Source organism: Psychrobacter immobilis (assembly GCF_904846235.1).
Lineage (GTDB): Bacteria > Pseudomonadota > Gammaproteobacteria > Pseudomonadales > Moraxellaceae > Psychrobacter > Psychrobacter immobilis_C.
This window is the reverse complement of record NZ_CAJGZN010000007.1, coordinates 119,002-145,643: the sequence shown is the minus strand read 5'-3', so window position 1 is coordinate 145,643 and position 26,642 is coordinate 119,002. Positions and strand designations below refer to the sequence as shown.

General features: G+C 43.6%; 24 protein-coding genes. 12 read left to right on the top strand and 12 right to left on the bottom strand.

The genetic code is table 11. The features are described from left to right. Positions 1-50: 50 nt before the first annotated feature. The gene (locus JMX07_RS06770; RefSeq protein WP_201606998.1) at positions 51-1,568 is read right to left on the bottom strand and encodes an McrC family protein; all 1,518 of its coding nucleotides are present in this window, start codon (positions 1,566-1,568) and stop codon (positions 51-53) included. Positions 1,569-1,586: 18 nt separating this feature from the next. Beyond that, positions 1,587-3,104 (bottom strand): McrB family protein, encoded by a 1,518-nt coding sequence (locus JMX07_RS06765; RefSeq protein ID WP_227684670.1) that lies wholly within the window; start codon positions 3,102-3,104, stop codon positions 1,587-1,589. A 426-nt stretch (positions 3,105-3,530) separates the two neighbouring features. Between JMX07_RS06765 and JMX07_RS06760 the strand changes: the two genes are divergently transcribed. Continuing rightward, positions 3,531-4,256: a DUF4442 domain-containing protein gene (locus JMX07_RS06760; RefSeq protein WP_201606997.1), complete on the top strand. Its 726-nt coding sequence runs from the start codon at positions 3,531-3,533 to the stop codon at positions 4,254-4,256. Between the two features lie 39 nt (positions 4,257-4,295). Beyond that, entirely contained in the window at positions 4,296-4,769 is a 474-nt protein-coding gene (locus JMX07_RS06755) for a RidA family protein (protein WP_201606996.1), read from the top strand. Between the two features lie 106 nt (positions 4,770-4,875). Here the strand turns inward: JMX07_RS06755 and gspE are convergent, their stop codons facing one another. Continuing rightward, positions 4,876-6,429 carry a type II secretion system ATPase GspE gene (gene gspE, locus JMX07_RS06750; RefSeq protein ID WP_201606995.1) on the bottom strand — a complete coding sequence of 518 codons (1,554 nt, stop codon included), beginning with the start codon at positions 6,427-6,429 and terminating at the stop codon, positions 4,876-4,878. 326 nt (positions 6,430-6,755) lie between these two features. Here gspE and JMX07_RS06745 point away from each other — a divergent pair, with 326 nt between their 5' ends. Then, on the top strand, positions 6,756-7,577 hold the full coding sequence (locus JMX07_RS06745; RefSeq protein ID WP_101205496.1) for a thiazole synthase: 822 nt from the start codon (positions 6,756-6,758) through the stop codon (positions 7,575-7,577). A gap of 174 nt (positions 7,578-7,751) precedes the next feature. Then, complete coding sequence (locus tag JMX07_RS06740) at positions 7,752-9,191, top strand: WS/DGAT/MGAT family O-acyltransferase (protein ID WP_201578852.1); 1,440 nt, start codon at positions 7,752-7,754, stop codon at positions 9,189-9,191. Positions 9,192-9,274: 83 nt separating this feature from the next. Here the strand turns inward: JMX07_RS06740 and JMX07_RS06735 are convergent, their stop codons facing one another. Continuing rightward, entirely contained in the window at positions 9,275-10,102 is an 828-nt protein-coding gene (locus JMX07_RS06735) for an inositol monophosphatase family protein (RefSeq protein WP_057758174.1), read from the bottom strand. Between the two features lie 355 nt (positions 10,103-10,457). Beyond that, positions 10,458-12,530, bottom strand: coding sequence for a 1-deoxy-D-xylulose-5-phosphate synthase (gene dxs, locus JMX07_RS06730; RefSeq protein WP_201606993.1), 2,073 nt, complete (start codon positions 12,528-12,530; stop codon positions 10,458-10,460). Positions 12,531-13,163: 633 nt separating this feature from the next. Between dxs and ribA the strand changes: the two genes are divergently transcribed. From ribA to JMX07_RS06715, 3 genes are all read left to right on the top strand, one after another. Continuing rightward, entirely contained in the window at positions 13,164-13,892 is a 729-nt protein-coding gene (ribA, locus tag JMX07_RS06725; RefSeq protein ID WP_102078052.1) for a GTP cyclohydrolase II, read from the top strand. A gap of 7 nt (positions 13,893-13,899) precedes the next feature. Further along, a complete protein-coding gene (hemF, locus tag JMX07_RS06720; protein ID WP_413786661.1) occupies positions 13,900-14,910 on the top strand; it encodes an oxygen-dependent coproporphyrinogen oxidase in 1,011 nt (336 codons plus the stop codon). Between the two features lie 387 nt (positions 14,911-15,297). After that, positions 15,298-15,774, top strand: a complete 477-nt coding sequence (locus JMX07_RS06715) for a c-type cytochrome (protein WP_102078050.1) — start codon at positions 15,298-15,300, stop codon at positions 15,772-15,774. Positions 15,775-15,902: 128 nt separating this feature from the next. On the opposite strand, the gene JMX07_RS06710 is transcribed toward JMX07_RS06715, so the two are convergent. The 3 genes from JMX07_RS06710 to JMX07_RS06700 all read right to left on the bottom strand — a co-directional run bounded on the left by JMX07_RS06710 (position 15,903) and on the right by JMX07_RS06700 (position 18,326). Next, on the bottom strand, positions 15,903-16,880 hold the full coding sequence (locus JMX07_RS06710; protein WP_201606992.1) for a mechanosensitive ion channel family protein: 978 nt from the start codon (positions 16,878-16,880) through the stop codon (positions 15,903-15,905). A 97-nt stretch (positions 16,881-16,977) separates the two neighbouring features. Beyond that, positions 16,978-17,535 (bottom strand): lactoylglutathione lyase, encoded by a 558-nt coding sequence (gene gloA / locus JMX07_RS06705; protein WP_201606991.1) that lies wholly within the window; start codon positions 17,533-17,535, stop codon positions 16,978-16,980. 152 nt (positions 17,536-17,687) lie between these two features. Continuing rightward, a complete protein-coding gene (locus JMX07_RS06700; protein ID WP_057758161.1) occupies positions 17,688-18,326 on the bottom strand; it encodes a carbonic anhydrase in 639 nt (212 codons plus the stop codon). 401 nt (positions 18,327-18,727) lie between these two features. On the opposite strand from JMX07_RS06700, the gene potA reads away from it, so the two are divergent. From potA to JMX07_RS06675, 5 genes are all read left to right on the top strand, one after another. Further along, positions 18,728-19,969, top strand: coding sequence for a spermidine/putrescine ABC transporter ATP-binding protein PotA (gene potA / locus JMX07_RS06695; RefSeq protein WP_201606990.1), 1,242 nt, complete (start codon positions 18,728-18,730; stop codon positions 19,967-19,969). Next, positions 19,969-20,847, top strand: coding sequence for a spermidine/putrescine ABC transporter permease PotB (potB, locus tag JMX07_RS06690; protein ID WP_201606987.1), 879 nt, complete (start codon positions 19,969-19,971; stop codon positions 20,845-20,847). Before potA ends, potB begins: the two co-directional genes overlap by 1 nt. Then, positions 20,847-21,653: a spermidine/putrescine ABC transporter permease PotC gene (gene potC / locus JMX07_RS06685; RefSeq protein ID WP_201606980.1), complete on the top strand. Its 807-nt coding sequence runs from the start codon at positions 20,847-20,849 to the stop codon at positions 21,651-21,653. The genes potB and potC overlap by 1 nt, the downstream gene beginning before the upstream one ends. A 100-nt stretch (positions 21,654-21,753) precedes the next feature. After that, entirely contained in the window at positions 21,754-22,644 is an 891-nt protein-coding gene (locus tag JMX07_RS06680; protein WP_201606979.1) for a LysR family transcriptional regulator, read from the top strand. Between the two features lie 326 nt (positions 22,645-22,970). Further along, entirely contained in the window at positions 22,971-23,441 is a 471-nt protein-coding gene (locus tag JMX07_RS06675) for a hypothetical protein (protein WP_102090825.1), read from the top strand. A gap of 196 nt (positions 23,442-23,637) precedes the next feature. Here the strand turns inward: JMX07_RS06675 and crcB are convergent, their stop codons facing one another. The 4 genes from crcB to JMX07_RS06655 all read right to left on the bottom strand — a co-directional run bounded on the left by crcB (position 23,638) and on the right by JMX07_RS06655 (position 26,383). Further along, positions 23,638-24,009 (bottom strand): fluoride efflux transporter CrcB, encoded by a 372-nt coding sequence (gene crcB, locus JMX07_RS06670; RefSeq protein ID WP_102090826.1) that lies wholly within the window; start codon positions 24,007-24,009, stop codon positions 23,638-23,640. A 44-nt stretch (positions 24,010-24,053) separates the two neighbouring features. Next, positions 24,054-25,112: a tRNA (adenosine(37)-N6)-threonylcarbamoyltransferase complex transferase subunit TsaD gene (tsaD, locus tag JMX07_RS06665; protein WP_201606978.1), complete on the bottom strand. Its 1,059-nt coding sequence runs from the start codon at positions 25,110-25,112 to the stop codon at positions 24,054-24,056. Between the two features lie 237 nt (positions 25,113-25,349). Then, complete coding sequence (locus JMX07_RS06660) at positions 25,350-25,886, bottom strand: c-type cytochrome (RefSeq protein WP_201606977.1); 537 nt, start codon at positions 25,884-25,886, stop codon at positions 25,350-25,352. Between the two features lie 125 nt (positions 25,887-26,011). After that, a complete protein-coding gene (locus JMX07_RS06655; protein WP_160021059.1) occupies positions 26,012-26,383 on the bottom strand; it encodes a hypothetical protein in 372 nt (123 codons plus the stop codon). Between the last annotated feature and the right edge of the window lie 259 nt (positions 26,384-26,642).

Genomic DNA, 26,642 nt, shown 5'->3' with positions numbered 1-26,642 from the left:
TTATTTACCTATCAATTAGTCAGTCATTCGCGCTGTCATTGATAACGATATTAAGCTTTGTCCAAATGTGGCAGTACTTCACCGTTAAGTGTACCTGTCAAAACATCAAACGGCATTAACCATAAATGGGCATCAGCTGATTCATTGTTTTTAATATCATCGCTACTGCTATCATTACTACGATAATGCGTTTGCTGCTTAAGCACCACTGGCTGTCTATCACTACCTAGCACTGGGTAAACCAACCAGACCTGCCTCGCCAAGTAAGCTTGTGCATAGCTAGTCAATTGATAAGCGTCGCTCGCACTAATTGCAGCGGCATGTGGTAAGTACTTCCACTTAATGTCGATGACATGACTGTAGTGACCTTTGGTTTTGTTTTTGGCTTTAGTTTGATGAGACGCTATATCGTTCTGATTTTGACAATCGTCAGAGACGGTTTTAAATATCAGCAAATCAGGCCGTATAGATAAGCATGCTAGTCCTTCAGCATCGTTTAGCCAGACACTTTGGGTTTGATGAAAGGGACGATAATTGCTACTAAGCTGTTGAAACATCGATGCAATACGCTGACTTGCCCATTGCTCAAAAGCTTGATTCATATCAATCAATAAACACAATCTTAGCTGAGAGCAATTTTGTCTATTTGGATCGATACCGTTACCTGTCGCAGCTATCGTCTGTTTCAATAGCCAGTATGCTAGGTCTACTAACTGCTGCGCGGCATGCAGTTTTTGCTTTTGGAGTGGTTGAACGTCTAACTGACGCTTTGCTTGAGCATATATTAACGCTATCTGCTGAATTTCGTGGTTGTTGAGCGTAGATACCTGCTGCCATGGCTGCAACAGTTTTGAAGAAATAAACTGGGGCAATAAAGGCATCAAGTAAACCAATGCACTCTTAATCAGCCGATTGGCCAACATGTCGTGACTTAATACGCTACTTTCACAGATAAACTTATGCGGTTGCATACTATTATGACGCAGTTGTTCTTTGATGAGCAATCGACCTTGCAGGGATGCCTGATTTTCAATCTGAGCCTGATAATGCTTGGTTGGTTGATAATCCATTAAACGCTGCAAAAACTGCTCAATCAGCCAATCTGATATAGGCAATACTTTTAACGGTAAAGGAGTGGACTGGGAACCAAACTGACCGAAATTTTTCGTATTAGGTAGCTTACGATTGTTATGCACATCAAGATGTATCAAATCCGATAGCATACCTTGTACCCAATGACGAGTCTGGACGATATTGCTAGTCTGATTAGACTGATTGAGCTTTGGCAATATCTCAAGCGTCATGCCACTAGGTAGGAGAATAATCCCAATATAGTGCCCAACCTTAAGCTGCCACTGTCCTTGCTTACGCTTGATAGTAAATGTTGCAAACTCTTGCGCTATTAGCCATTCGAAGTCAGACGCTTGCAAAAAATCATGCACGGTCAGACGTTGATGCTCAAACACGGTGATAACATTCATGGTAGCGACACTACTGTTAGGGATACGAGTCTGACGACTGTTTGCCTTAATAGCGTGCTCTTTGGCGTAATATGGATTATTCGTCATCACTGAACAGTCACCCTGCTAGTACAAACGCTGATAGATAGCAGCATGATTAAACTCACCACCCATAGCAATCAGATCGGCATTAATAGTATAACTATTCACACTCATAGACTGACCAAGAAAAGAACCCTGCCCTGCAAACATTTGGTGTTCAGCGGAAGCATTATTTTGGTTGCCCATTGGATTATACAAGTCGTCATTTATTAATGCTTGACTGTCCTGTACAAACTGCTTACTTGTCGGTTGCTGCTCATCTCTAAAGATATACTGTAGCATCGTAATTTGACCACCAGCTGCTTGAGCCAATTGAGGGATAATTTGTTCAACGAGAGCCGTTTGTAATTGCTCTAACTGAGTGACGGCGAATAAAAACGCATGACCTAACTGTGCTTCTACTCCCAGTGTCTGCACGATACGTCTATTCAAGCCTGTTAGTAATTTACTCAAATCTATCGTACCTGCTTCTAAGTCTTCAGACAGGCTGGTATCAGTGTCATTACTGTCACGAATTGTCGATAGTAAATTAGGCTGCGGCGGACAATCAATAAAGCGAAAACGTCGGCGTAATGCCATATCAAGTGGTGCTAAAGAATGGTCTTGGGTATTCATAGTGGCATAAATATCGACATTGGCAGGAACACTAAAAGCACGCCCAGAATACGCCAAACTCACTGTCATCGCATTCGGCTTGCCCGCTCGTTTATCAGGCTCTATCAAACTGAGAAGCTCGCCAAATACTCGTGACACGTTAGCACGGTTAATCTCATCAATCAGCATTGCATAACGCTGCTGAGGGTCGCGAGCGGCACATTGGCATAGCTTTAAAAACGCTCCATCTTGCACCGCGTAACTCATTTGAGTTTGATTAGAAGGGCTGTTATTTGCTGGAGCGGTGCCACTCATGACAGGCCGTATACCTTCTACAAACTCTTCATAACCGTAGGCTTGATGGAAGCTCACCATACTAAAGCGTTGCTTAGCAATGTTTTGATTTTGATGGGCTTGGTTTTCACGCTGTGCCTGCTGAAACTCTGCTAATTGCTGTGATAAATCTTCTAGTAACACTATACTCTCTGGCAATAAATACCATCCTCCACTATTGTCTTTATCAAAATAAGCTTGGCTAGCACGGTTATCAAAACTGACTGTTTGAGAGTTCGTAGGGCTATGTCTGCGTAACTCTAGCCAAGCTGTACTGTCCAGATTTTTCTCACGTGAGTTCTGAGCAGCTTTGGTCATGAAAAAAGGATGATCAATAATTTCTCGTACCTTTAACAAATCCTGTTGTTCAGCACGTAAATCTAAAAATACCAAACATAATACTTCGCGCCAGCTTAGACCTTGTAGCAGCTGTTCTAATAAATCTTCATTTTCAGTCTTGGGTAGATAGTCGGTGTATTGCTTCGCGATTTGCAGCAATCTATAGGTTTTACCTGTACCAGCAACGCCCGTATAAATAATATTGGTCGGTTCATGAGCAGACATATCAGGCATAACGTTATCCAGCGGCATTAAAAACAGGTTTGAAATAGACATGCTAACATTTTGTCATTATAACGTGGCTGTCTATTGGCATGGTAACTATAGTCAACCCTCTATAAATTAGATACGGTGTCAGTCTCGCTTAGTCTACTATTTGTAGTACTTCCACTCAGCTTCCTTGTATCCAAATTATATTGAACTGACTATACCAATCACTTAATAATATTAATGCCCAAATGATAGTGATATATAAGATAGCTAGGCTACTTTAAGTGGCGATCTAAATTGATGACATAACCTAGCAACATAGCCACGCTACTATAGTTTTGTAAGCGCAGCAGTTCATGCTAATAATAGTAGGAAGGCAATGGTTGATGTACCATAGTATTTGTAGCGACTTTCATTATCTATATTTGTGTTGCTATCATAAAAAGCCATGCTAAGAATGTCATTCAACTCATTTACGTTAAGGAATTTTGTATGTCAGGATTATTAAAAAAACTACCCGCCAAGTTGACCAATAAACTGCCAGCCAAAGTATCTGACAGCACAAAATCTTCAGTTGAGAAACCCAGTAGCACGCTAAAACCAATTAGTAATCAATTTACCAAACTGTTATCCGTCACCAAATATCTGCCTGCTGGAGCACGTTCAAGTATTTTATCTAAAGCCTTTGGCAAGGTCGTCCCATATGTCGGCACGACTGGCATTTATTATGAGACGGTAGAACCAAACCAAGTCGTCGTTAGTTTAAACAACAATAAAGCCGTCCAAAACCATATCGGCTCTATCCATGCAGTCGCCATCACATTACTGGCAGAGACGGCAACTGGGTTTATTTTAGGTTTAAACTTGCCTTCTGATCGTATCCTACTGATTAAATCTTACTCGGTAAATTTCCATCGTCCGATCAAAAAAGGTCAAATTGCTGCTATTGCAAGCTTGTCTGATGAACAGCGTTTGGATATCCTAAACACGCCAAAAGGTGAGATGATTATCCCTTGTGTTATCAAAGATCGTGAGTCTGATAGTGACCGCGATCCAATTGTGGTTGAGATGACGTGGGCATGGATACCAAAAGCGGAACTAGAGGCACGCCGCCAAGGTAAAGCGTCTGAAAAAGCTGCAGAAGATGACACTGAAACCGAGGCACCAATCGAAGAAAATAATGCCTCATCTACTCAAAATAATAGTACTGATAAATAGTTAATAAAAAATTGATAACAAACCCAATGAGGAAACAGTATGTCCAAACTTAGTACTTACCTATCTACGCTAGCGCTAGCCACTATGTGCTCATTGGGTTTTGTTCATAGCGCTAATGCCAACACAACGACGGCTGTCAGCATTGCTAAATCTAGCCCTACTTTCTTGGGCGATGGCGGTACTTATCCTTTTTCAGAGGCTGTACGCGTGGGCAATACATTGTATATGTCGGGACAAATTGGCTTTAAAGAGGGCAAACTGGTCAAAGGCGGTATCAAAGCTGAAACCAAGCAAGTGCTCGATAACATCCATAGCACGCTATTAAAATATGGCTACCGTAAGTCTGATATCGTTAAATGTATGGTCATGCTGACTGATATGGATGACTTTGATGACTTTAACAAAGTCTATAAGGCTGAGATGATAAAGCCTTATCCTGTACGCTCAGCTTTTGGTGTATCAGAACTGGCTGCTGGAGCAAGCGTTGAGATTGAGTGTGTGGCTGCAAAATAATAGCGGCTAAAAACTCTAAAGCTCCAAAATTAGAAAAATATTAAAACAACTGGATATTTACGCCAGTTGTTTTTTTATTTGCTATCCCAATATCGAGTCTGCAAATTTATACCAGTATCGTCTCGTCCGTTAAGGCGCTTTCTTTCGTCACTCGCAGCACTTCCTCCAATGTCGTCCGCCCTTCTATGACTTTACGCAAACCATCTGCACGAATCGATGGGGTTTGCTGGCGCGCGTATTCTTCTAGTTCATATTCAGCCGTATTGCTATGAATCATACGGCGCAATGTATCGTCGATTGGCACGACTTCATAGATAGCAGTACGTCCTTTAAACCCTGACTGATTACATTTATCGCAGCCAACTGGCTTGGGCAAACGAATCGACTCACTTGCTATATCTTCGGCATCACTTTTCAACCCTGACCCAATGCCAATTTCGGTAAATAGTTTGGCTTGCTCAGTATCAGCAGCCTGCCAGCCATGACAATGTGAGCATAAAGTACGCACTAAGCGCTGTGCTACCACGCCGATCAGTGACGACGATAATAAAAATGGCTCAACACCCATATCTTGCAATCGAGTGACTGCGCCAATCGCGGTGTTGGTATGCAGCGTTGATAAGACCAAATGTCCTGTCAAAGACGCCTGTACAGCAATCTCTGCCGTCTCTAAATCGCGAATCTCACCCACCATCACCACATCTGGATCTTGACGCAACATCGCGCGCAGACTTTTGGCAAAGGTCATATCTACCTTATTATTGACCTGTGTCTGTCCGATACCGTCAAGCTGAAACTCAATGGGATCTTCGGCGGTTAAGATATTGCGCGTTTGGTCATTGAGATCTGTCAGTGCCGAATATAGCGTCGTGGTTTTACCCGAGCCAGTCGGCCCTGTCACCAAAATAATACCGTGTGGACGATGGATTAAGCGTTTTAGCTCAGTATAGTCATTATCAGACAGCCCCAAATACGTCATGTTCAAACGACCAGCTTGCTTGTCTAATAGACGCATCACCACACGCTCACCAAAGCTCGATGGTAAGGTCGATACACGCACATCGACCTCTCGCCCTGCCAGTCTTAAACTGATACGACCATCTTGCGGCACTCGCTTTTCGGCGATGTCTAATTTAGCCATTACTTTAATACGCGAAACCAACAATGGAGCCAGTTGGCGTTTTGGTGTGATGATTTCTTTTAGCTCACCATCAACTCGGAAACGAACGACCAAGCGCTTTTCAAAGGTTTCGATATGAATGTCTGAGGCACTTAAACGAATGGCTTCGGACAACAAGGCGTTGATCAAACGAATGATAGGTGCATCGTCTTGTTGATCCATCAAGTCTTCAGTTTCAGGGACGCTATCTGCCAAGCTATCGAGATCAGGATGGTCCTCAAGTCCAGCAGCAATATGCTGCGACTCTCCTGTATTACCAGCATAAGCCGCGTTCATACGTTTTTCAAAATCATCCGTGCTGACACTTTCGTAAGTGGGTACACCGCGAATGCCTTGCTGCTGTAAAAACCGTACCGCTTCGTTGATCGCTGACAACGGAGTCGCTTTGGTGAGTACCAATGTTGGCGGCAATTCAGGGTCTATCGCAAGTATGGCCAAAATCTGATGGCGTTTCGCAAAGCTGTATGGCAACTGCATCATAAAGACGGCCCAATAAGTGAGGAGAGGATAAGAAGTACGCACGCCAAGACATGATGGATGCCTTGTCCTTAACAGTTCGAATCAAAAAAGACTGCCAGTAAGGTTGCATGAGTTTGTTATAATAGCATTTTGTTTTAGACGGGTATTATTTTATGTGACTGGCGCTTTATACCTATCGCCTAGCACATATGATTGCTATCAAAGTTAGCATATCATGCCTTTTTTTGCTGATAGCTTGCCATTGTCTATTACACCTTTTAGATTGCTTAGATTACCCATCATATTTTGTCTGTCCCTTCTCCCGCTCGATATTAGGATTTTCCGTTATGTCAGAGAACGTTAGCACTACTCATCCAACACCACTTTTACAAGATACCTTTACTGTCGGTAGTCGTACCTTTTCTTCGCGTCTGTTAGTCGGTACCGGTAAATATAAAGACATGACAGAGACTGGAGAAGCCATTGCCGCTTCAGCAGCCGAAATCGTGACCGTTGCTATTCGCCGTGTCAATATTGGACAAAACAGTGATGAGCCTAACTTATTAGATGTGATTTCACCTGATAAATATACGATATTACCGAATACTGCTGGCTGCTTTGACGCCGAAACAGCCATTCGCACTTGTAAGCTTGCTCGCGAATTATTGGGTGGGCATAATTTGGTTAAGCTTGAGGTATTGGGTGATGAGAAAACCTTATATCCAAACGTTATGGAAACTTTAAAAGCCGCCAAAGTATTAATCGATGATGGTTTTGAAGTGATGGTTTATACGTCAGATGACCCTATCGTCGCACAAGAATTAGAAAGCATGGGCTGTGTCGCCATTATGCCGCTTGGCAGTTTGATTGGTTCAGGACTTGGTCTACTCAATCGTCATACGCTTAGCTTAATAATCGAAAACGCCAAAGTACCCGTATTGGTTGATGCTGGTGTCGGTACTGCGTCTGATGCTGCACTCGCGATGGAGCTTGGCTGTGATGGTGTACTGATGAACTCAGCCATTGCCAATGCACAAAACCCAGTAATGATGGCACATGCAATGAAACATGCTATGTGGGCAGGTCGCGCTGCGTTTTTGGCAGGTCGTATGCCAATGCGTAAGATGGCTACTGCCAGCTCACCACAGACTGGGTATTTCTTTCAATAAATTGAAGTATAAATGACATATCATAATAGAGCGTGTTGAGTATTTACGTATAGTGCTGTCAGTGCTATGGTTGATTGCTTAACACGCTCTATAAAATAATAAAAAATGTTATTTGATTGAGTATCTACTCATTATAATTTTCACATAACACTTATCGTCATAAAAGGATTTATTATGCGACTTCTCACAGCAGTCGACCAGTTGTTTTTACTTCTTGAGTCGCGTAAACAGCCCATGCACGTTGGTGGCTTATTCTTGTTTGAATTGCCAGATGATGCAGGGAGCGATTTTGTCTATCAACTGGTCAAGCAGATGCAAGACTCTGATGTGCCGCCAAGCTTTCCATTTAACCAAGTGCTTGAACATTTGATGTTTTGGAAAAAAGACAAAAACTTCGATGTCGAACATCATTTCCATCATGTCGCATTGCCAAAACCTGCGCGTGCTCGTGAGCTATTGATGTACGTTTCACGAGAGCATGGACGTCTGTTGGACCGTGCCATGCCGCTGTGGGAGTGTCATGTGGTTGAGGGTATTGAACCCGAAACCGAGGGCAGCCCTGAGCGTTTTGCGTTGTACTTTAAGATTCACCATTCATTGGTAGATGGCATCGCTGCGATGCGTTTGGTACAAAAGTCGCTATCGCAATCAGCGACAGAACCCGTAACCTTGCCAGTGTGGTCGTTGATGGCGCGCCATCGCAACCATGTCAACGCTATCTTGCCAGCTGAAAGATCGGTCAAACGCATCATTAAAGAGCAAATCTCTACCATCAAACCTGTATTCACAGAGCTGCTAGACAACCTTAAAAACTATAGCGATGAAGGCTATGTCGGCACTTTTGATGCACCTATGAGCATTTTGAACAAGCGCATTTCAGCCTCTCGTCGTATAGCAGCACAGTCTTATGACATCAAACGCTTTAATGATATCGCAGAGAGATTGAATATCAGCAAAAATGATGTGGTACTCGCCGTCTGTTCTGGTGCCCTTCGTCGCTATTTAATCTCGATGGACGCCCTGCCGAGCAAACCATTGATTGCCTTTGTGCCGATGTCGCTACGTACAGATAAGAGCGTCTCGGGCAATCAGCTGTCATTTGTATTGGCAAATTTGGGTACCCACTTAGACAATCCTTTACGCAGAATAGAATTGATTCATCGCAGTATGAATAACGGCAAACGTCGCTTTCGCCGCATGAATCAAGCGCAGGTTATCAACTATAGTGTGATTGCCTATGCGTGGGAGGGTATCAATCTAGCGACAGGGTTATTCCCCAAAAAGCAGGCCTTTAACTTAATTATCTCCAACGTTCCTGGCTCTGAAAAGCCACTGTACTGGAACGGCGCGCGCTTGCAATCGCTATACCCTGCTTCTATCGTGTTCAATGGTCAAGCCATGAACATCACCCTAGCCAGTTATTTGGATAAGATTGAGTTTGGTATTACCGCTTGTAGTAAGGCGCTGCCTCGCGTACAAGATATGCTGATGCTGATAGAAGAAGAATTGCAGTTGCTAGAAACTACCAGTAAGGAATTAGCATTCAAAGGTATTACTGTTGAAGATAAAAATGACAATAAGGGTAATAATCAAACAAAAAAGCTGGCTCCATAACGGAACCAGCTTTTTTCATTCATACTCAATCTAGATATTAACTATATCTAGGCGCTAAACGTTAATAGCATTAAGGTTAACGTTTAAATTGCGTCACCCCAGATTGGGACAACTGTTTGCATCAACGGCTTAAGCAATTTCACATTACAAGCGAAGATAGAGCCTGATGTCATAGAGTTGTGCGCGCCAGTATGATCAACCACCACACCGCGTGCTTCAGTTACGATAAGCTCGCCCGCAGCGATGTCCCAAGGCTTGATAGACATCTCAAAATAACCGTCAAAACGACCAGCAGCAACATAGCACAAGTCAAGCGCAGCTGAACCCATACGACGTACCTGACCACCTGCCTCAGATATCTTCTGTAAGCTCTCAAAGTGCTGTTTAGCATAAGAGATAACTTCGCCATTGCGCTTACGCTCAAGCGGATGACCAGTCGTAAAGAAACCGCCATCAATGGTTTTGCGTTCGCTCACTTGCATACGGCGATTGTTCAAGCGCGCGCCTTTACCACGGCTCGCTGAGAACATCTCATCACGTACTGGATCATAGACCACACCATGTTGGGTAACACCTTTATGCTGTACAGCGATAGATACGCAGAACTGCGGTACACCGTGGACAAAGTTCTTAGTGCCGTCTAGTGGATCGATAATCCAGCACCAGTCAGCATCTTCGCCGCGACCTTCTTGCATACCAAACTCTTCACCCAAAAATGAATGATTAGGATAGCTGGCTTTTAGCGTCTCAATCGTGAGCTCTTCGCTAAAGCGATCAATGCGGGTAACCAGACCATCAAGTCCTTTAGACTCGATATCTAACTCGATTTTGTGGCGGTTTTGATGCGCATATAAAATCTCTTTACCAACTTTTTCAGCAGTACGCGCTGCGATGACGACCATGGGTTCCATAAATAACCTATTTGCTTGATGAATGAATATAAAAAATAAGACTAACTCTGTGCCCACAACATGCCAAACAGCCGCCGCATCACACCACATCTATGCGATTAAAAACGTGTCTCTTATAAACGGAAACTTATAAAAGACACCCGCATTATACTAAAATTGTTCGATAAAAACGAAAAAACCGTCACGCTGACCAAGCCAGTACTTTGGCGATCATCTAAACTGCGCAAGTTGTAAAAAAGTTAGCACCTACGGCTAGCAGGCGTTTGCTCTGTTTAAGGAGCTTATATCGGTTTTAATTAACACATTTTTAGTGCATTAATTTTTTAAAATAATATTGTAACGCTAGAAACATTGCTTAAGATAAGAGCGTTTTAAGCTGTTTAATTACGCCTTCGACATCTAAACCACAGTCAGCCAATTGTTCTGCTTGGGAGCCATGAGCAATAAAGCGATCAGGAATACCGATATTAGTAATAGCTGGACGACTTTGCTTAAAGGCTGCCGACTCATTGAGTAAATATTCATTCACTGCACTACCTGCGCCGCCCATAATCATGTGCTCTTCTAGGGTTGCTATATGAGTGACCCCTTGTGCTAACAACGTCTCAAGCATGGCGGTATCTAGCGGTTTTACCCAGCGCATATTGACCACCTGTATCTGGTAATCTAATGCTGCATCGTTATTTATTAGGGTTTCTGCTGCTTGCTGAGCAGTCGCGACCATCGTACCAAAGGCCAATAGTGCCAATTTGTAAGGCGCATCAGTTTTACCTAATACTGACTCGACAACCGCTTCACCAACTTTATAAGTTTGAGCTGGCTGCTCAATATCAGCACCTGTGCCTGTACCACGCGGATAACGTACCGCCGTGCAACCTGAATATTCATAGCAAGTATTGAGCAAGTGGTAGCATTCGTTCTCATCTTTTGGCGCTGCAATCACCATATTAGGCACACAACGCAAGAATCCGAAATCAAACACGCCAGCATGTGTGGCACCATCTTCACCGACTAGGCCCGCTCGATCGATGGCAAACATTACGTCTAAATTCTGCAACGCAACATCATGAATCAGCTGATCATATCCACGCTGCAAGAACGTTGAATAAATCGCGACAATAGGTTTGACGCCTTGAGTTGCCATCCCAGCCGCTAGCGTGACAGCGTGTTGCTCAGCAATGGCCACATCAAAGAAACGCTCTGGAAACTGACAAGCAAAGTCAGTCATCCCTGAGCCTTCTTCCATGGCAGGGGTGACAGCTAGTAGCTTATCGTCTTCAGCCGCTTTATCACATAAGAACTGGCCAAATACTTGTGAATATTTTAACGCTGGCTTTGTACTTGTTTGTTTTTTTAACTGCTCTATAGAGTCAGCTTTAGACTTTTCATGTTCTTTATGATTTTCGACTGGCAATTTACTGATTGCGTGATAGCCCACTGGATCTAATTCTGCTGGTGCAAAGCCTTTACCCTTAGTGGTATAGATATGCACTAGTACTGGGCCTTTTACTTGCTTCGCCAGTGACAATACGCGCAGTAGCTCAGGAATATTATGCCCATCAAACGGACCAAAATAGGTAAAACCAATCGCTTTGAATAAGTTGTCTTCTAGCTGCGGAACATCACGCATCTCTTTGTGACGTTTGCGGCGATCGAACGCTTGCATATCAGGACGGTGGCAGAGTACAGGCTCACCTGACTCAGAGATATCAACTTGATAACCTGATTCCCAAAGCATGGCTAAATGTCGTGAAAATCCACCAATAGAGCAAGATATCGACATATCATTATCGTTTAGAATGACCAGTAAATCAGCATCTTGCTGTACTGCGTCATTCATGGCCTCAAATGCCATACCACCTGTCATCGCACCATCACCAATGATGCAAGCAACCGTTTGCTCGCGGCCCTGATAACGCAGTGCGAGACTCATACCCAGACCAGCTGAAATAGAGGTCGATGAATGCCCAACGCCAAATGTATCGTAGACAGATTCTGCGCGCTCTGGGAATGCCGTCAGCCCATCTTTAGACCGGATAGTGCTCAACTGATCACGGCGTCCTGTCAATACTTTATGGGCATAGGCTTGATGACCCACGTCCCATACGATCTGATCGTTTGGTGTGTCTAATAGATAATGCAGTACTATGGTTAGTTCAACCACACCCAAGTTGGCACCGAAATGCCCACCGCTCTGACCAGCTGAATACAACAAAAAAAGACGCAGCTCATCAGCCAATGTAATCAGCTGATCTTTGCTCAATGTGCTCAGGTTAGAGGGCGTATCGATTGCATCAAGCAATGGCGTATCAGGACGCACACGTGGAATCTCAGTATAGGTCTGCTGTAAGCTCGATAGCTGGGCAGCAGAATCCAGCGCTGATGTAGATAGGAACTGAGACTTTGGAGAATGAGGTGACTGCTGCATAAACTGTACGATACCTACCAATCTGCTGACAAGACGTGTCTTTAAAATATAGCGGTGACTATAATCAAAAGACGTCAATAATACCTACATCATTATTGATGTAATCGACCATATAATTATTCATGCAACTTTCGTATTTGTATAGCTGCGCTACTTACGACAGTACACACGCTAGCACAATAGACTGCGCGTCAATACCAACGTTTTGATATCAAACTATTGATGCTTTCATATTATTGACAACTGAGGGGTGACATTATGCCCTATTATTTTGCATCAATATCAGATGTTAATGACGACATAGTAGTGCAAGGATAAAGACTTGTCACTGTATCCATCAAAATAGTATGGCATAATAGCATCTTTTTTTAATTGTCGCTTTAATCATCGTGCATCGTCTGTGAATTTTGTGTGTTTTTATAATAAATACAATGAGTACGCTGTCTTTATGAACAGGTTATACTGGTATCATCTTAATCTTAGCAGTAAAGTTTAGATGATATGCTCATCTCAACTAATAGTTATTTCGAAAACAGTAGTTATCTCGAACAGTAACCGGCTCTAACAGCGCTCATCTCGAACAGCAGTAACATACTTTTCACCGCCACGACTTTAGGCTTATGTAGGACAGCAATGTCATATCAATTTATCACTAGTGCCAAATTACCCACTCGTCACGGCGAGTTTGATATTCATATCTTTGAAAATAGCGAAGGTCAAGAGCATGTCATGCTGACCGTTGGTCTAACTGTGGTCGAACAACAGACAGATGTTATAGCTAACCAACCTTTAGACAACATGATACTGAACCAAAAGAACGAATCGATAGCGAAGCAAGTGCCGCTCATTCGCATTCATTCTGAATGTCTGACAGGCGACGCGTTTAGCTCACTGAAATGTGACTGCGGTCCGCAGCTCAATACTGCTATGCAAGCCATCCAAGAGTCAGGTTGCGGTGCGATTTTGTATTTGCGTCAAGAGGGCCGCGGTATTGGTTTGACCAATAAGATTCGTGCGTACGCCCTTCAAGATCAAGGGCATGATACGTTGGATGCCAATCTCATGTTAGGCTTGCCTGCTGATGCGCGTATCTATGATATGTGTGGTCCGATGCTGGCCCATGTCGGTGTCGACGCTGTCAGGCTCATCACCAACAATCCAAACAAAGTCGCTTATCTGACTGAGCATGGCATTGATGTTGTCGAACGAGTGCCATTGTTAGTCGGTGTTAATGATATGAATGCGGAATATCTAGCAACCAAACGTGATCGCATGGGCCACTTGTTTGATAAAAATATCAATCTTGATATAGATGCTTCTCTCGATACAGACCTTAATACCGCCATACACCTGAATAAATAGATATCTTATGAGTATTACAACTACAAATAACGAAACAGACTTATCAACGGTAGCATCAGTGACGACGCCAACCAATAACGATATCATGCGAGTGCGTGAGTTTTTGGTTGATTTACAGACACGTATCTGTGAATCACTAGAAGCACAAGAGCGTGACGGCAGCACTAATAACAACGAGTATGCGACCTTTGTACCTGATGACTGGGAACGTACTGAAGGCGGCGGCGGGCGGTCGTGCGTATTGGCAGATGGCGAGGTCATCGAAAAAGCGGGCGTCATGTTTAGCCATATTCATGTACATAACCTCCCCGCCTCTGCTACAGCGCGTCACCCTAATATCGCTGGACGTAAAGCCCAAGCAATGGGCGTGTCACTGGTTGTCCATCCCAAAAATCCAAACGTGCCTACGAGCCATGCCAATGTGCGTTTATTCGTAGCGGAAGCGGAAGGTGAAGCACCTATTTGGTGGTTTGGTGGTGGTTTTGACTTAACGCCATTCTATCCAGTACTCGCTGATTGTGTACACTGGCATCAAGTTTGTCATGACTTGTGTGCGCCTTTTGGGGACAATATTTACGCTGATTTTAAACAGTGGTGTGATGAGTATTTTCATCTGCGCCATCGTGATGAGCAGCGCGGTATTGGTGGTCTGTTTTATGATGACGTCAGTACCGAGAGTCGTGGCTGGGACTTTGAGACTTGCTTTAACTTTATGAAAGCCGTGGGCAACGGTTATCTTGACGGTATCATGCCGATTTTTGAACAACGTAAAAATACGCCTTATACTGAAGCGCAGCGCGAGTTTCAGCTCTATCGCCGTGGTCGCTACGTCGAATACAACCTGGTCTACGATCGTGGCACGCTATTTGGACTACAGAGCAACGGACGTATCGAATCCATCCTAGTCAGTATGCCGCCGCTTGCCAGCTGGCATTATCGTTTTGAGCCTGCTGAAGGAACGCCTGAATTTGAGTTGACCGATTATTATCTAAAACCGCGTGATTGGTTAGCGCTATAGTTTTCGTAAATATCACGTCATTCATATTTTTGGAAAGTATTAAAAAGGTCAGCTACTATTCGCTGGCCTTTTTTATTGTCGGTACCATTCAAACGAGCAACTCTCACGTTATTATTGTAAAAAACATGTCGTGTATTTACCAATACAATCATCGTAACCAACTGTAAGCAGTAACAACCAAGTTGAGGTATGCTTATTTAAAATATTACGAGGATATAACAACTATATAATTCCCAACGCTCAGATAACCGTTACAATAGAAGACGTTCTTTATTAGCAACTGTGCTCAGAAGAATTTTAGGCAGTATTTTATATAACTATATTTTAAGTCAAAGCGAGCGTTTTTAATCGCGCTTACTATTAGCCAAGTTTAAAGGAGTAAGTCATATGGCACAGGTTCATACCAACAAATCTTTCAAATCTCTGTTTAGCGTTACTTTGATGGCGGCTGCACTGGGTCTAACGGCCTGTAGCACTTCAACAGGATCTAACCCTGACGTGCAAGCGCGTCAAGACACCATGAAAAACTGGGGCGACGCAATGGGCGTCATGGGTGATATGGCAAAAGCACCTGATACATTTGATGCCGATGTATTTAAAGAGCAAGCGGCATTCCTAGCAGAAGATGCCGCCAAGCCTTGGGGTCATTTTGAAGACCCAGAAGCGGTAGGTAATGCTACTGAAGCGGTTTGGTCTAATGCTGATGGTTTCAGTGCTGAAGCTGAAAACTTTCAAAAAGTCACTGCTGAGCTAAACGCCGCCGCCCAAAACGCCACTAGCATGGACGATGTTAAGCCTGCGTTTGGACAAGTTGGTGCAAGCTGTAAATCATGCCATACCGACTTTAGAGCAAAAGACGAATAAGCCTTTATATTTATAGCAAGTCGACACGTAAAAAAAACCGCCATATCAATTGATGTGGCGGTTTTTCGATTTTCTAAATATTGTGGAAATTAAAGTTTTAACACTAATTAAATATTTCACCGAGCGCACTACTCGGCCACTGTTTTATTCACGTCCACAACGTCTTGCTGCTCGTTCATTTTATTAACGATTGCACTTACTGAAGGATCACTCAAATCGATTGTACGTATTGGGAATGGAATATTTACGCCCGCTGCATCCAACGAGTTTTTGATACCTACAATTACTTGATGAATCGAGGCAACCTTATTGGCTTGCGTACCATCTTCGATGAACCAGCGTACCATTAGATCAATGGACGAACCGCCGAAACCAGTAGCAATCACGCTTGGTGTTGCTTTCTTCGAGACGCTCTCTATCTTATCTAACGCCTTGATAATCTCAGCTTTGGCAGCTTCAATACCATCTTCATAACCGATACCAACTGCGACTTGCAAACGACGCTGCTTGTAAGCGGTATTGACGGTCAATGCTGAAGTATAAAGATCTGAGTTTGGAATCACCACTTGCCGACCATCATAAGTCTTGATGGTAGTTGCGCGGATTTTAATATCTTCGACCGTTCCTTCATAGTCGCCTGAAACGATTTGATCACCGATACGAAACGGCTCTGAAATCAGCAGTAAGATACCAGAGAGCAAGTTTTGGAAGATATCCTTAAAAGCAAAACCGATAGCAACGGAACCAATACCGAGCGCGCCAATCAACTTAGCAGGAGTGAACCCCGGTACCGCAATAACCATCGCTATCATAAAACCAATAAAGAAAATAAGCGCCCCGCCTACCCGCTGAAACACTTTTACCAAGTTCTGATGCCGACTACGGCTACCTAATAATTTGTGAACGATTTTCTTGAAGACAATCGATAAAAACCAAAAAATTAGGATAACGATAATTGATGCGACAAAATATGGGATGCGCTCAACAAAGCCAACCCATATCTCATTTGCCGAACCAAGAATGCTTTGATAGGTCAACCCATCTGTCGTCGTAGACTGCGCAGCTGTCTCAGCACTCAGTGTCGTGTCTGCCTCAGAGGTAGGCATCTGGGTGATACTCCTTTATTCTATTTATTTCTATTAACGCACTTATCTTAATAGGTGCTGTCGTTATGACTCTTAATAGGTGCTGTCGTTATGACAGTTAGCCCATCAAATCGGCCTGTACGATTTCGATCCAGTAGCCGTCTACATCTTTGATAAAGGCAATGTTTTTCATACTGCCATCTTCTGGACGTTTTTTAAATTCGACGTCGTTTTTATCAAACCAAGCAACCGCTTCATCCAAGCTTGGAACGCTAAAACAAATATGACCAAAACCCTGTGGATCCTGATTGCCGTCATGATAGCTAAAGTCAGCTTTTGTCTCGGTGCCGTAGTTGTGCGTCAACTCTAAAATACCACGTTGACGGAAAGCAAAGATTTCTAAGTCATCGCCAGTTGGCAAGTTTTCGCGCTCGCTTTCGGTCAACTTAGCCAAGAAATATAAATCGAATCCCATGTCAGGGAACTTCTTAACGGCAAGCAAGGTCATACCCAAGACACCAGTATAAAACGCCAATGATTTTGCAGGATCTTTGACGCGGAGCATGGTGTGATTAAACGTAAAACCTGTCGTTTGCGTAGAGATTGACTTGACGCCATCTACACTGATACTGCTCGCAGGCTGTGCGATGGTCGAATTATTATCGTTAGTAGACATAGTTATCCTAAGGTTATTCAAAAAAGAGTGTTATAAATAAGCGAATCACGACTGTCATGATTCACTGCTGTCTCTCATCATAATAAAAATTGGCAAAATAATTGATAGGGTTTTGTAAGGATATGAACAAAATATGTTCATATTTAGATATATTAGCTGTCTAAGAATCGTACCTTTCCGGTCTCTAGATCATATTCAGCGCCGACTACCAATAGCTGACCACTATTGGTTAAGTCCTCTAATGCACGTGAGCCATGCTTTAGCTGACTGACTGACATACGTACGTTAGCGCGGATAGAGCGGTCGACCAGCTCGTCTGCATCGACGTCTTGACCATTGGCAGTTGCCAATTCGTGTAAGTTATAAACGCTTGGGCGAATACGATCAACGATAGATTGCAAGTTAGGTGAATAGTTCTGCTCAGGGTTAATCAACGTCTCAACGCAAGCCGTGACAGCACCGCATTTCGAGTGTCCAAGTACCACCACCAGTTGCGTACCAAAGGCTTCGGCTGCAAACTCGATTGAACCAATCTGCGATGGTGCAACCACATTACCTGCGACTCGTATAACGAACAAATCTCCCAAACCCTGATCAAAGACAATCTCAACGGGTACTCGTGCATCCGAGCAACCCAAAATAATGGCCAATGGATTTTGATCCTTGACCAACTCTGGACGGCGCTGCATATACTCATCGGTACTGGTGAGGCTATCAACGTAGCGTGCATTACCTGCTTTTAAAAGCTCAAGTGCTTCTTGACCTGTGGTTGGACGTATATCGGTAGGCATGAGAGATCCTTTATCATCAATAATATTAGAGTTATAAGCTGTTTTGCATACATGTATTCCAGCACAGACTGACTAATTATCGTCAAACTATCAGGCTAATAATGTTTGTCAGCCATAACGTGATTGTATAGGAATAAAAACCCAAAAACGGTAAAAAAATTTGTCTAAATATCGCTAGGTGAATGTAGTCACATTTAAAAATATAGCTGTATATATCGCTGCTAAGACAGTATTACTCGCGTAACTTATAATGAACTTGCACTGACTTATACCAAGGGTTTGTTATAATACGCAGCATTCAGGCAGCATTCAGACAGTAATCCGAACATGCTTACGCTCATGCCAATCCTTATAATGACAGCCAGCTGCATATAGCTATTGGACGCTCAGGAACAGATATTATGACCGATTTATCTCAAAATACGCATAACACCTCTGCGTCACCTCATGATGATCAGGTGCTGCTGCAACTGACTGGTCTAAAAAAAACCTATGATCAAACCGAAGTCCTAAAAGACATCAACCTTGATATCAAACATGGTGAGTTTTTGACGCTGCTTGGCCCATCAGGCTGTGGTAAGACGACATTACTACGCTTGATTGCAGGCTTTGAGCAGCCTAATGCTGGAGCGATATATTTGGATGGTGTACAGATGGCAGGCTTATCCGCTGATAAACGTCCGGTCAATACCGTATTTCAGCAATATGCATTGTTCCCTCATATGAGCGTCGCCCAAAACGTGGCTTATGGCCTAAAGCTAAAAAAAGTACCAAAAGATGAAATCCAAAGACGTGTTAGCGAGATGCTAGCGATGGTACAGCTAGAGCATTTGGCCAACCGCAAGCCGCAAGATTTGTCTGGTGGTCAGCAGCAGCGAGTTGCCATTGCACGCGCGGTGATTAACCGCCCTAAACTGCTATTGCTTGATGAACCGTTATCCGCACTCGATCATAAACTGCGCCTGCAAATGCAGTCCGAGCTTAAGCGTCTGCAGCGTGAGCTAGGCATCACCTTTGTCTTCGTGACTCATGACCAAGAAGAAGCGCTCTCGATGTCAGACCGTATTGCCGTGATGAAAGACGGCACGTTCCAACAAATCGGTACGCCTATCGAGATTTATGAAACCCCTGCCAACCTATTTACTGCAAAATTTATCGGCGAAACCAATCTGTTCAAAGCTGAGGTCAAAGGTGTCCATCCAGACCAGCCAGATCGCGATGGCAAAGTGACTAACGGACGCATCGAGGTCGAAGTCTGTGAAGCGCAAGCGCAAGAAGGGCCAACCACATTACGCAACTTACGTCGTCCCAATTTTGCCAATGATGTGCAAGTGGGCGATATCGTCAATTTACTACTTCGCCCCGAAGATTTACGAATATACGATCCAAAAGACAATGAGCATAGCGGACTGTTAGGCCGTGTCATTGAGAGTAACTATAAAGGCAGCACTTTAGACTCAATTATCGAACTGGCAAATGGTCATATCATTAAGGCCTCTGAGTTTTTTGATGAGGACGACCCGAGCTTTGATTACAAACTAAATGAAGGCGTCAAAGTCTCATGGGTAGATGGCTGGGAATGGGTCTTGCCAGAAGACTCTGAAACTGTGCCAGACACGACTGTACAAAAGGATGGTAGCTGATGGCGCGCAACCACTTAGGCAGTAAAAGTCCATTTCGTACCGCCACACTTTGGCTAATTTGGGGTTGGCTACTGATATTTGCACTATTACCAAATATCCTAGTCATCGCTGTCAGTTTTTTGACCCGTGATAGCAGTGCGTTTATTAGCTTACCTGTTAGCATCGACAGCTATGTGCGGATGATTGACCCGTTGTATTTTGAGGTATTTGTCCACTCATTATGGATGGCAGGTATCACAACGGTTATCTGTCTGCTGCTTGGCTACCCTTTTGCATGGCTGATCTCCAAAGCAAAAATACGTTGGCAGCCGCTGCTTATGATGTTACTGATACTGCCATTTTGGACCAACTCCTTGGTACGGACATATGCGCTCAAATTACTATTTGCCAATAATGGTTTGATTAACAAATTGCTATTAGCCATCGGTGTAATCGATACGCCAATCGATATTTTATATACCCAAGGTGCGGTGATCGCAGGACTAACTTACTTGTTATTCCCGTTTATGGTACTGCCGCTATATGCAGTATTTACTGACTTACGCAATGACATGCTATTGGCCTCGCAGGATTTGGGTGCAACTAAAACACAGACCTTTTGGCATGTGGTACTGCCATTAACAACACCTGGGATTATTTCTGGTGTACTGCTAGTCCTATTGCCTGCAATGGGCATGTTTTATGTAGCAGATATCTTGGGTGGTTCTCGCAATTTGCTGGTCGGTAATATCATCAAAAACCAATTTTTGGATGCGCGCGACTGGCCCTTTGGTGCGGCAGCTAGCGTTTTGTTAACACTAGCGATGGCGGTATTATTACTTGCCTACCGTGCCAGTAGCCGCCGCATTGGCAAGACTGACTTTAACGAGGTGGCCTAATGTCTTATAGCTCACCGAATAAAAAAATTCGTACGCTCAAGCTTGGCAGTATCGCTGCCAAAGGCTATCTCGGACTGATTTATACCCTGTTGTACCTACCTATTATTGTCTTGGTGGTAATGTCCTTTAATGAGTCGAAAATTGGCTACAACTGGGGCGGCTTTAGCTTAAAGTGGTACGAGTCACTGTTTAACAACCAAGCGATGCTCGATGCATTTTGGCACTCGATTGTATTAGGATTGGTGGCAGCAACTGTCTCAACTTTGATAGGCACACTCACTGCCCTAGCCTTACATCGTTATAACTTTCGCGGTAAAGGTTTACTAAACGGGCTACTGTTTGTACTTATGATGTCGCCTGAGATTGTATTGGCTATCTCATTATTGGCGCTGTTCTTGCTGATTGGTCTACAGCTAGGTTTTGTCTCACTACTATTGGCACACATTACTTTTTGCTTACCGTTTGTCGTCATTACTGTCTTTGCACGCTTAAGCAGCTTGGATGAGCGCTTAATGGAAGCGGCGCGCGACTTGGGCGCCAATGAATCAACCATGGTACGTACGGTACTGATTCCCGTTATTTTGCCAGCAGTAATGGCAGGTTGGTTGCTCGCCTTTACCTTATCGCTAGATGACGTCGTGGTTTCAACCTTTGTCACGGGCCCTAGCTATGAGATATTACCACTACGCATTTACTCGATGGTACGGGTAGGACTCAAGCCAGAAGTTAATGCTATTGGTACACTATTATTAGTCGCTTCTTTAATATTGGTCATTATCTCACAGCTACTGTTACGCAAGCGCTAGCTGTTCATGGCTCATTAATCATTAATCATACGCTATGAATGAAAGTCAGCAACATATGTACTATAATGAATTTTTCTCACCTTAGCGGTTAGGTTATATTATGCTTGAGCTACGTCATCTTAATACATTAACCGCGCTACGGGCGCATGGTTCACTTGCAGCAGCGGCAGATGAGCTACACGTTACTGCCTCGGCTGTTTCGCATCAATTAAAAGAGCTTGAGAACTACTACGACATCAGCTTGGTCAACCGTCGGACGCGCCCGCTTAGTTTTACGCCAGCAGGTAAAGTAGTATTGGCATTGGCAGACAATATCCTACCGCAAGTTACCCGCACTAAATCCAATCTTAAACGCTTAGCGCACGGTCAAGCAGGTAGATTACGCCTAGCATCAGAGTGCCACAGCTGCTTTGATTGGCTCATGCCGATACTGAACCACTATCGCCGTGAATGGTCGGATGTAGAGCTAGACTTTGCCACAGGGTTTGAGCCTGAGCCGCATCATCTACTCATGGAAGGTGATATTGATCTGCTTATTACTACCAGTGATTTACCGCTCGATGGTATCAGCTATCAGCCATTGTTTGAATATGAGAGTCGTTTGGTACTTTCACCAACACATGATTTAGCTACTCAAAAATTTATTGACCCCAATGATTTGATTAACGAGACATTGATTGCCTATCCCGTAGAGGCCAAGCGTCTCGACATCATTGCCAATTTTATGACGCCAGCACAAGTAAGCTTTGAGAGTGTTCGTACGACAGAGCTGACCGCGATGCTAATTCAGTTGGTCGCCAGTGAACGCGGCGTAGCAGCATTGCCTGATTGGGTGGTTGCTGAATACGAGAAAAAAGGCTGGGTCGTATCACGACCACTAGGAGAAGGGGTTCATTGTCAGCTGTACGCAGCGACGCGTACCTCAAGTCGAGATACGGCGTATATGGAGGGATTTGCGAGCTTATTGGAAGGGATAGTGAAGCCGTTATAGTTTCATTACTAATCACTTTTTTATAGTGATGAAATATTATTCACCTTTTCATATCGTAATGAATGTTATGGTAAATAATGGTTCCCTAGTGAGGACTTGAACCTTTGGCTGTGGGCTAATGGTATCGACGTTTTAACTCGCTGAAATAGTCACAGTGTACTTCATGGTGTACTTACCAGACATATTCTATTCGTGATCGGTGCGCTATACAGGCATCGGAATACTAACCTTAGGTATAAATTTATATACCATGAAATTGATAGTATGAGTCGTTACGAACGTTATGTTAAATGGTTTTGACTAAATTATTCTGAGACGAAAATAATATGAAACAAGAAGAAATTAGAGAAAAAATGACCATTCTTATTGATAAGTTATTATCAAATACTTTAAGTGAGCAAGAAGATGACAAAGTTTTGGATGAAATCAGTCGAATTTCTCCATATCGATATTGGAGTGATTTAATTTTCTGGACTAACGACTACGTTGATGAGATTGATGGAAACCTTAAGTTAAAGCACGACGAGTTTTTTGATGAGGTATTTAACGGTTCTAAATTAAATGAAGAACAGAAAAAACAGAAAATCAAAGAACTTTTGGCACATTTAATAACAAATGATTTTTCAGGTTTGCCGATACAGTCTAGCATGGCTGTAAGCGCTGAAATTGATAGACTATCTCCTGATAAGAATTGGTGGGCAATCCTATATTCGAATACAGGCGTTTTGAATCCAGAGTTTATGGATAGAGAAGGTGATTTTAATTATGAACTGTTTGTTGAAAAGCTATTTGATTAGCATGAGTCTATTATTTGAGAGTATAGTTCCCATGTAGGGTGTCGAACCAGCGAAAGCACCTGATTGGTCATCCTAATGTATACCCCAACGGAACCAGCTAATTCACTCTCCAAACGTATTAATAGACTACTTAAAACAGACTGTTAATATGGAACCACTTATAACAGACTCTTAAACGATTAATATCTACCAACGCCTACCAAACTAGCTTAAAGAAATAAAAGCCAAGCGCGGTTGCCAGTAACGTTAGCCCAACATGCAAACCGATGAGCGCTAATCCTGCCAGCAGCCGTCCGTCATGAATAAAGCCAAATACCTCTGCACTAAACGTACTAAAGGTAGTTAACCCGCCCAAAAAGCCAGTAATCACAAAGACACGCACATGATCAGATAAGTTGCTACCCATGCGCTCAAACCATACTAGCGCAAGCCCAATTAATAGTCCGCCAAGGATGTTTGCGCTCAAAGTACCGAGTGGCACCCAACCGTGCAAGGCATTAAAACGCGATAGCCAAGCTCGAAGACAAGCACCAAATGCTGCGCCCAAACCAATAGCAAGCCACTGCATAAACTGTCCTTAATTCATATAGACGTGTTGGACCAAATGCTCATTTACACAGCTGGCAATTCTGTCATCGGCCAACGCGGAATACAGCTAACGGCCAAATCATCAGACTGTCCTGCTTGCAAGCGCTCAAAACCTGCATAAGCAATCATCGCGCCATTGTCCGTGCATAGTGCAGGCGGTGCATAATGAACCGTCGCATTGATCTTAGCCAGTTCCGCTTCTAACGTCTCACGCAGATGAATATTGGCACTGACCCCGCCCGCAATCACTAAGCGGCTCATATCTGCTTGCTTGAGTGCTTTGACACATTTTTTCACTAGCGTATCGACCACTGCATGCTGAAAACTGGCGGCAATATCAGCACGAACCTGTGGATCGCTATCAGCGCCATTACCCGACCCTCCCGAACATGGTGTATCTTTAATCAGATTATGTACGGCCGTTTTCATGCCACTAAACGAAAAGTCTAGACCTCGATGTAGCATTGGTCTTGGTAGTGCATAAGCATCAGGATTACCAGTTTCTGCCAGCTTAGCAATATTAGGACCACCCGGATAAGGCAAACCGAGCATTTTGGCGGCTTTATCAAAGCACTCACCCGCCGCATCATCTATCGACTCACCCAATATCTCATACTGCCCAACACCGTGAGCGGCAATGAGTAACGTATGCCCACCAGATACCAATAGCGAAACAAAAGGAAACGCCGGAGGGTTTGCGCCCATAAGCGGTGCCAAAAGATGCCCCTCCATATGATGAATACCAATCGCAGGGATATCCAAACCATATGCTAAACTACGACCAAACAGTGCGCCCGTCATCAATGCACCAATAAGACCAGGTCCTTTAGTATAGGCAATCGCATCGATGTCGCTTTTTTTCATATCGCATTGCTCTAGCAGCTCATTCAATAACGGCACGATCTTACGAATATGATCGCGGCTAGCAAGCTCAGGCACAACGCCACCATACAGGGCGTGCAGCTCAATCTGAGAATACAGTACTTGCCCGACCAAACCTTGGTTGTCGCTATTTATTTGCTCACTATCAAAAATCGCTAGCCCCGTCTCATCACAAGAGGTCTCTAAGCCCAATACTTTCATACTTTTGCCTTTATACTTTCGTTTTCGTGCTACTTTTGTCGCACTTTTATCTTACATCATTTTGAGAAATTGGATAACGAATACAGCCAGTCACACACTATCTCGAATTCGCTTGATACAGCTGTATATTCTCAGACTGGCATGACAAAAAACGTGCACAAAAAAACCGTCATTGTCAGTCACAATGACGGCCAGTTTAGCAAATTTCAATAGCTGACATACTCTATATATATCGTATCAGCTTACCGACGCTAGCATATAATCAACAGCCGCTTTAACTTGTGCTTCGGTCACACCATTTACTGCTTGCGCTGGCATTTTATTAAAGCCTTTAGCCGAGTGCATGTACAATGTCTCTTTATCTTTGGTCAGACGAGCTGTCCAAGCCGCTGTATCACCATACTTTGGCGCATCGAGCAAACCTGCAGCATGACAAACCTGACAATTTGATTCATACAGTTTAGCACCTGCATCTGCGGCCAACACTTCAGGCTCAGAATCAGTTGCAGGTGTTGCCACTGCCTCATCTACTATGTCGGCAGACTCTATTGCTGTTTTTGACTCTGTTGCTGATTCTGTTCCTGACTCATCCACAGTCTCAAGCGTCGCGCCTTCGGCTACAGCTGTTTCTTCTACAGCGGTAGCAGGCTCATCGGCTGCTGCAGGCTCTTCCGTAGCTGTGTTATCACCGCTACAAGCACTCACAGCAAATACCACACTCATGCTGATTACAGACAATTTCAGCTTGTTCATATACGGTTGTATATCAATCATGGTTTTATCCTTACTTAATCAGTCTGCAATCAATTAGTGATACGTTATATCAGCTTAAAGTACTTACGTATACGACCAACGACTGCTTAATATTCAATTGAGCTAATAGTCCATTGACCACTAAATTACTCAGCAGTGGCTGCAGCTGTATCGTCAGTAGCCGCCATATCAGCGCTGTCAGTAGGAGCAGCGGCTGTATCCGTACTATCGGTAGCTGCGGCTTCTGCAGTATCAGCGTCAGCCGTTCCTGCTTCGGCAGTAGCCGTAGCGTCAGCTTCTGTACCCGCTGCATCAGCTGCTGGCATTGGTGCTGTCTCTGGGAACTCCATTTCTTCAGCTGGTGGCGCATTTTTGATGGCAAGCTCAGCAGCTTCGTCAACGCGATCGATTGCCATTACTTCTTCATGCTCTTCACCGCCACTACAAGCGCTCACGCTCACACCTAAAGCTACGATAAGTGCGGTGCTTAATGCCGTGTTAAATACTGTTTTTTTCATTCCAACATCCTCAATAAAATACACACAAAACGGTTCATAGGCTTACTATAATATGGGAATTATCATAGCATAAACTCCAATCAAACCGTTATAGACGGTAGGGATTTTTTATTGATAAAGCGTTGTATATATGTCGAATTCATAGTTTGAGAGCCAAATTCAAATAGCTATCTAATTGAATACCTTATCGGCAATAAATGCTTAAAATCATTGACTTTGTTGGTATTTTTTATTAAAATACCTGCCCTTACGCTAATGC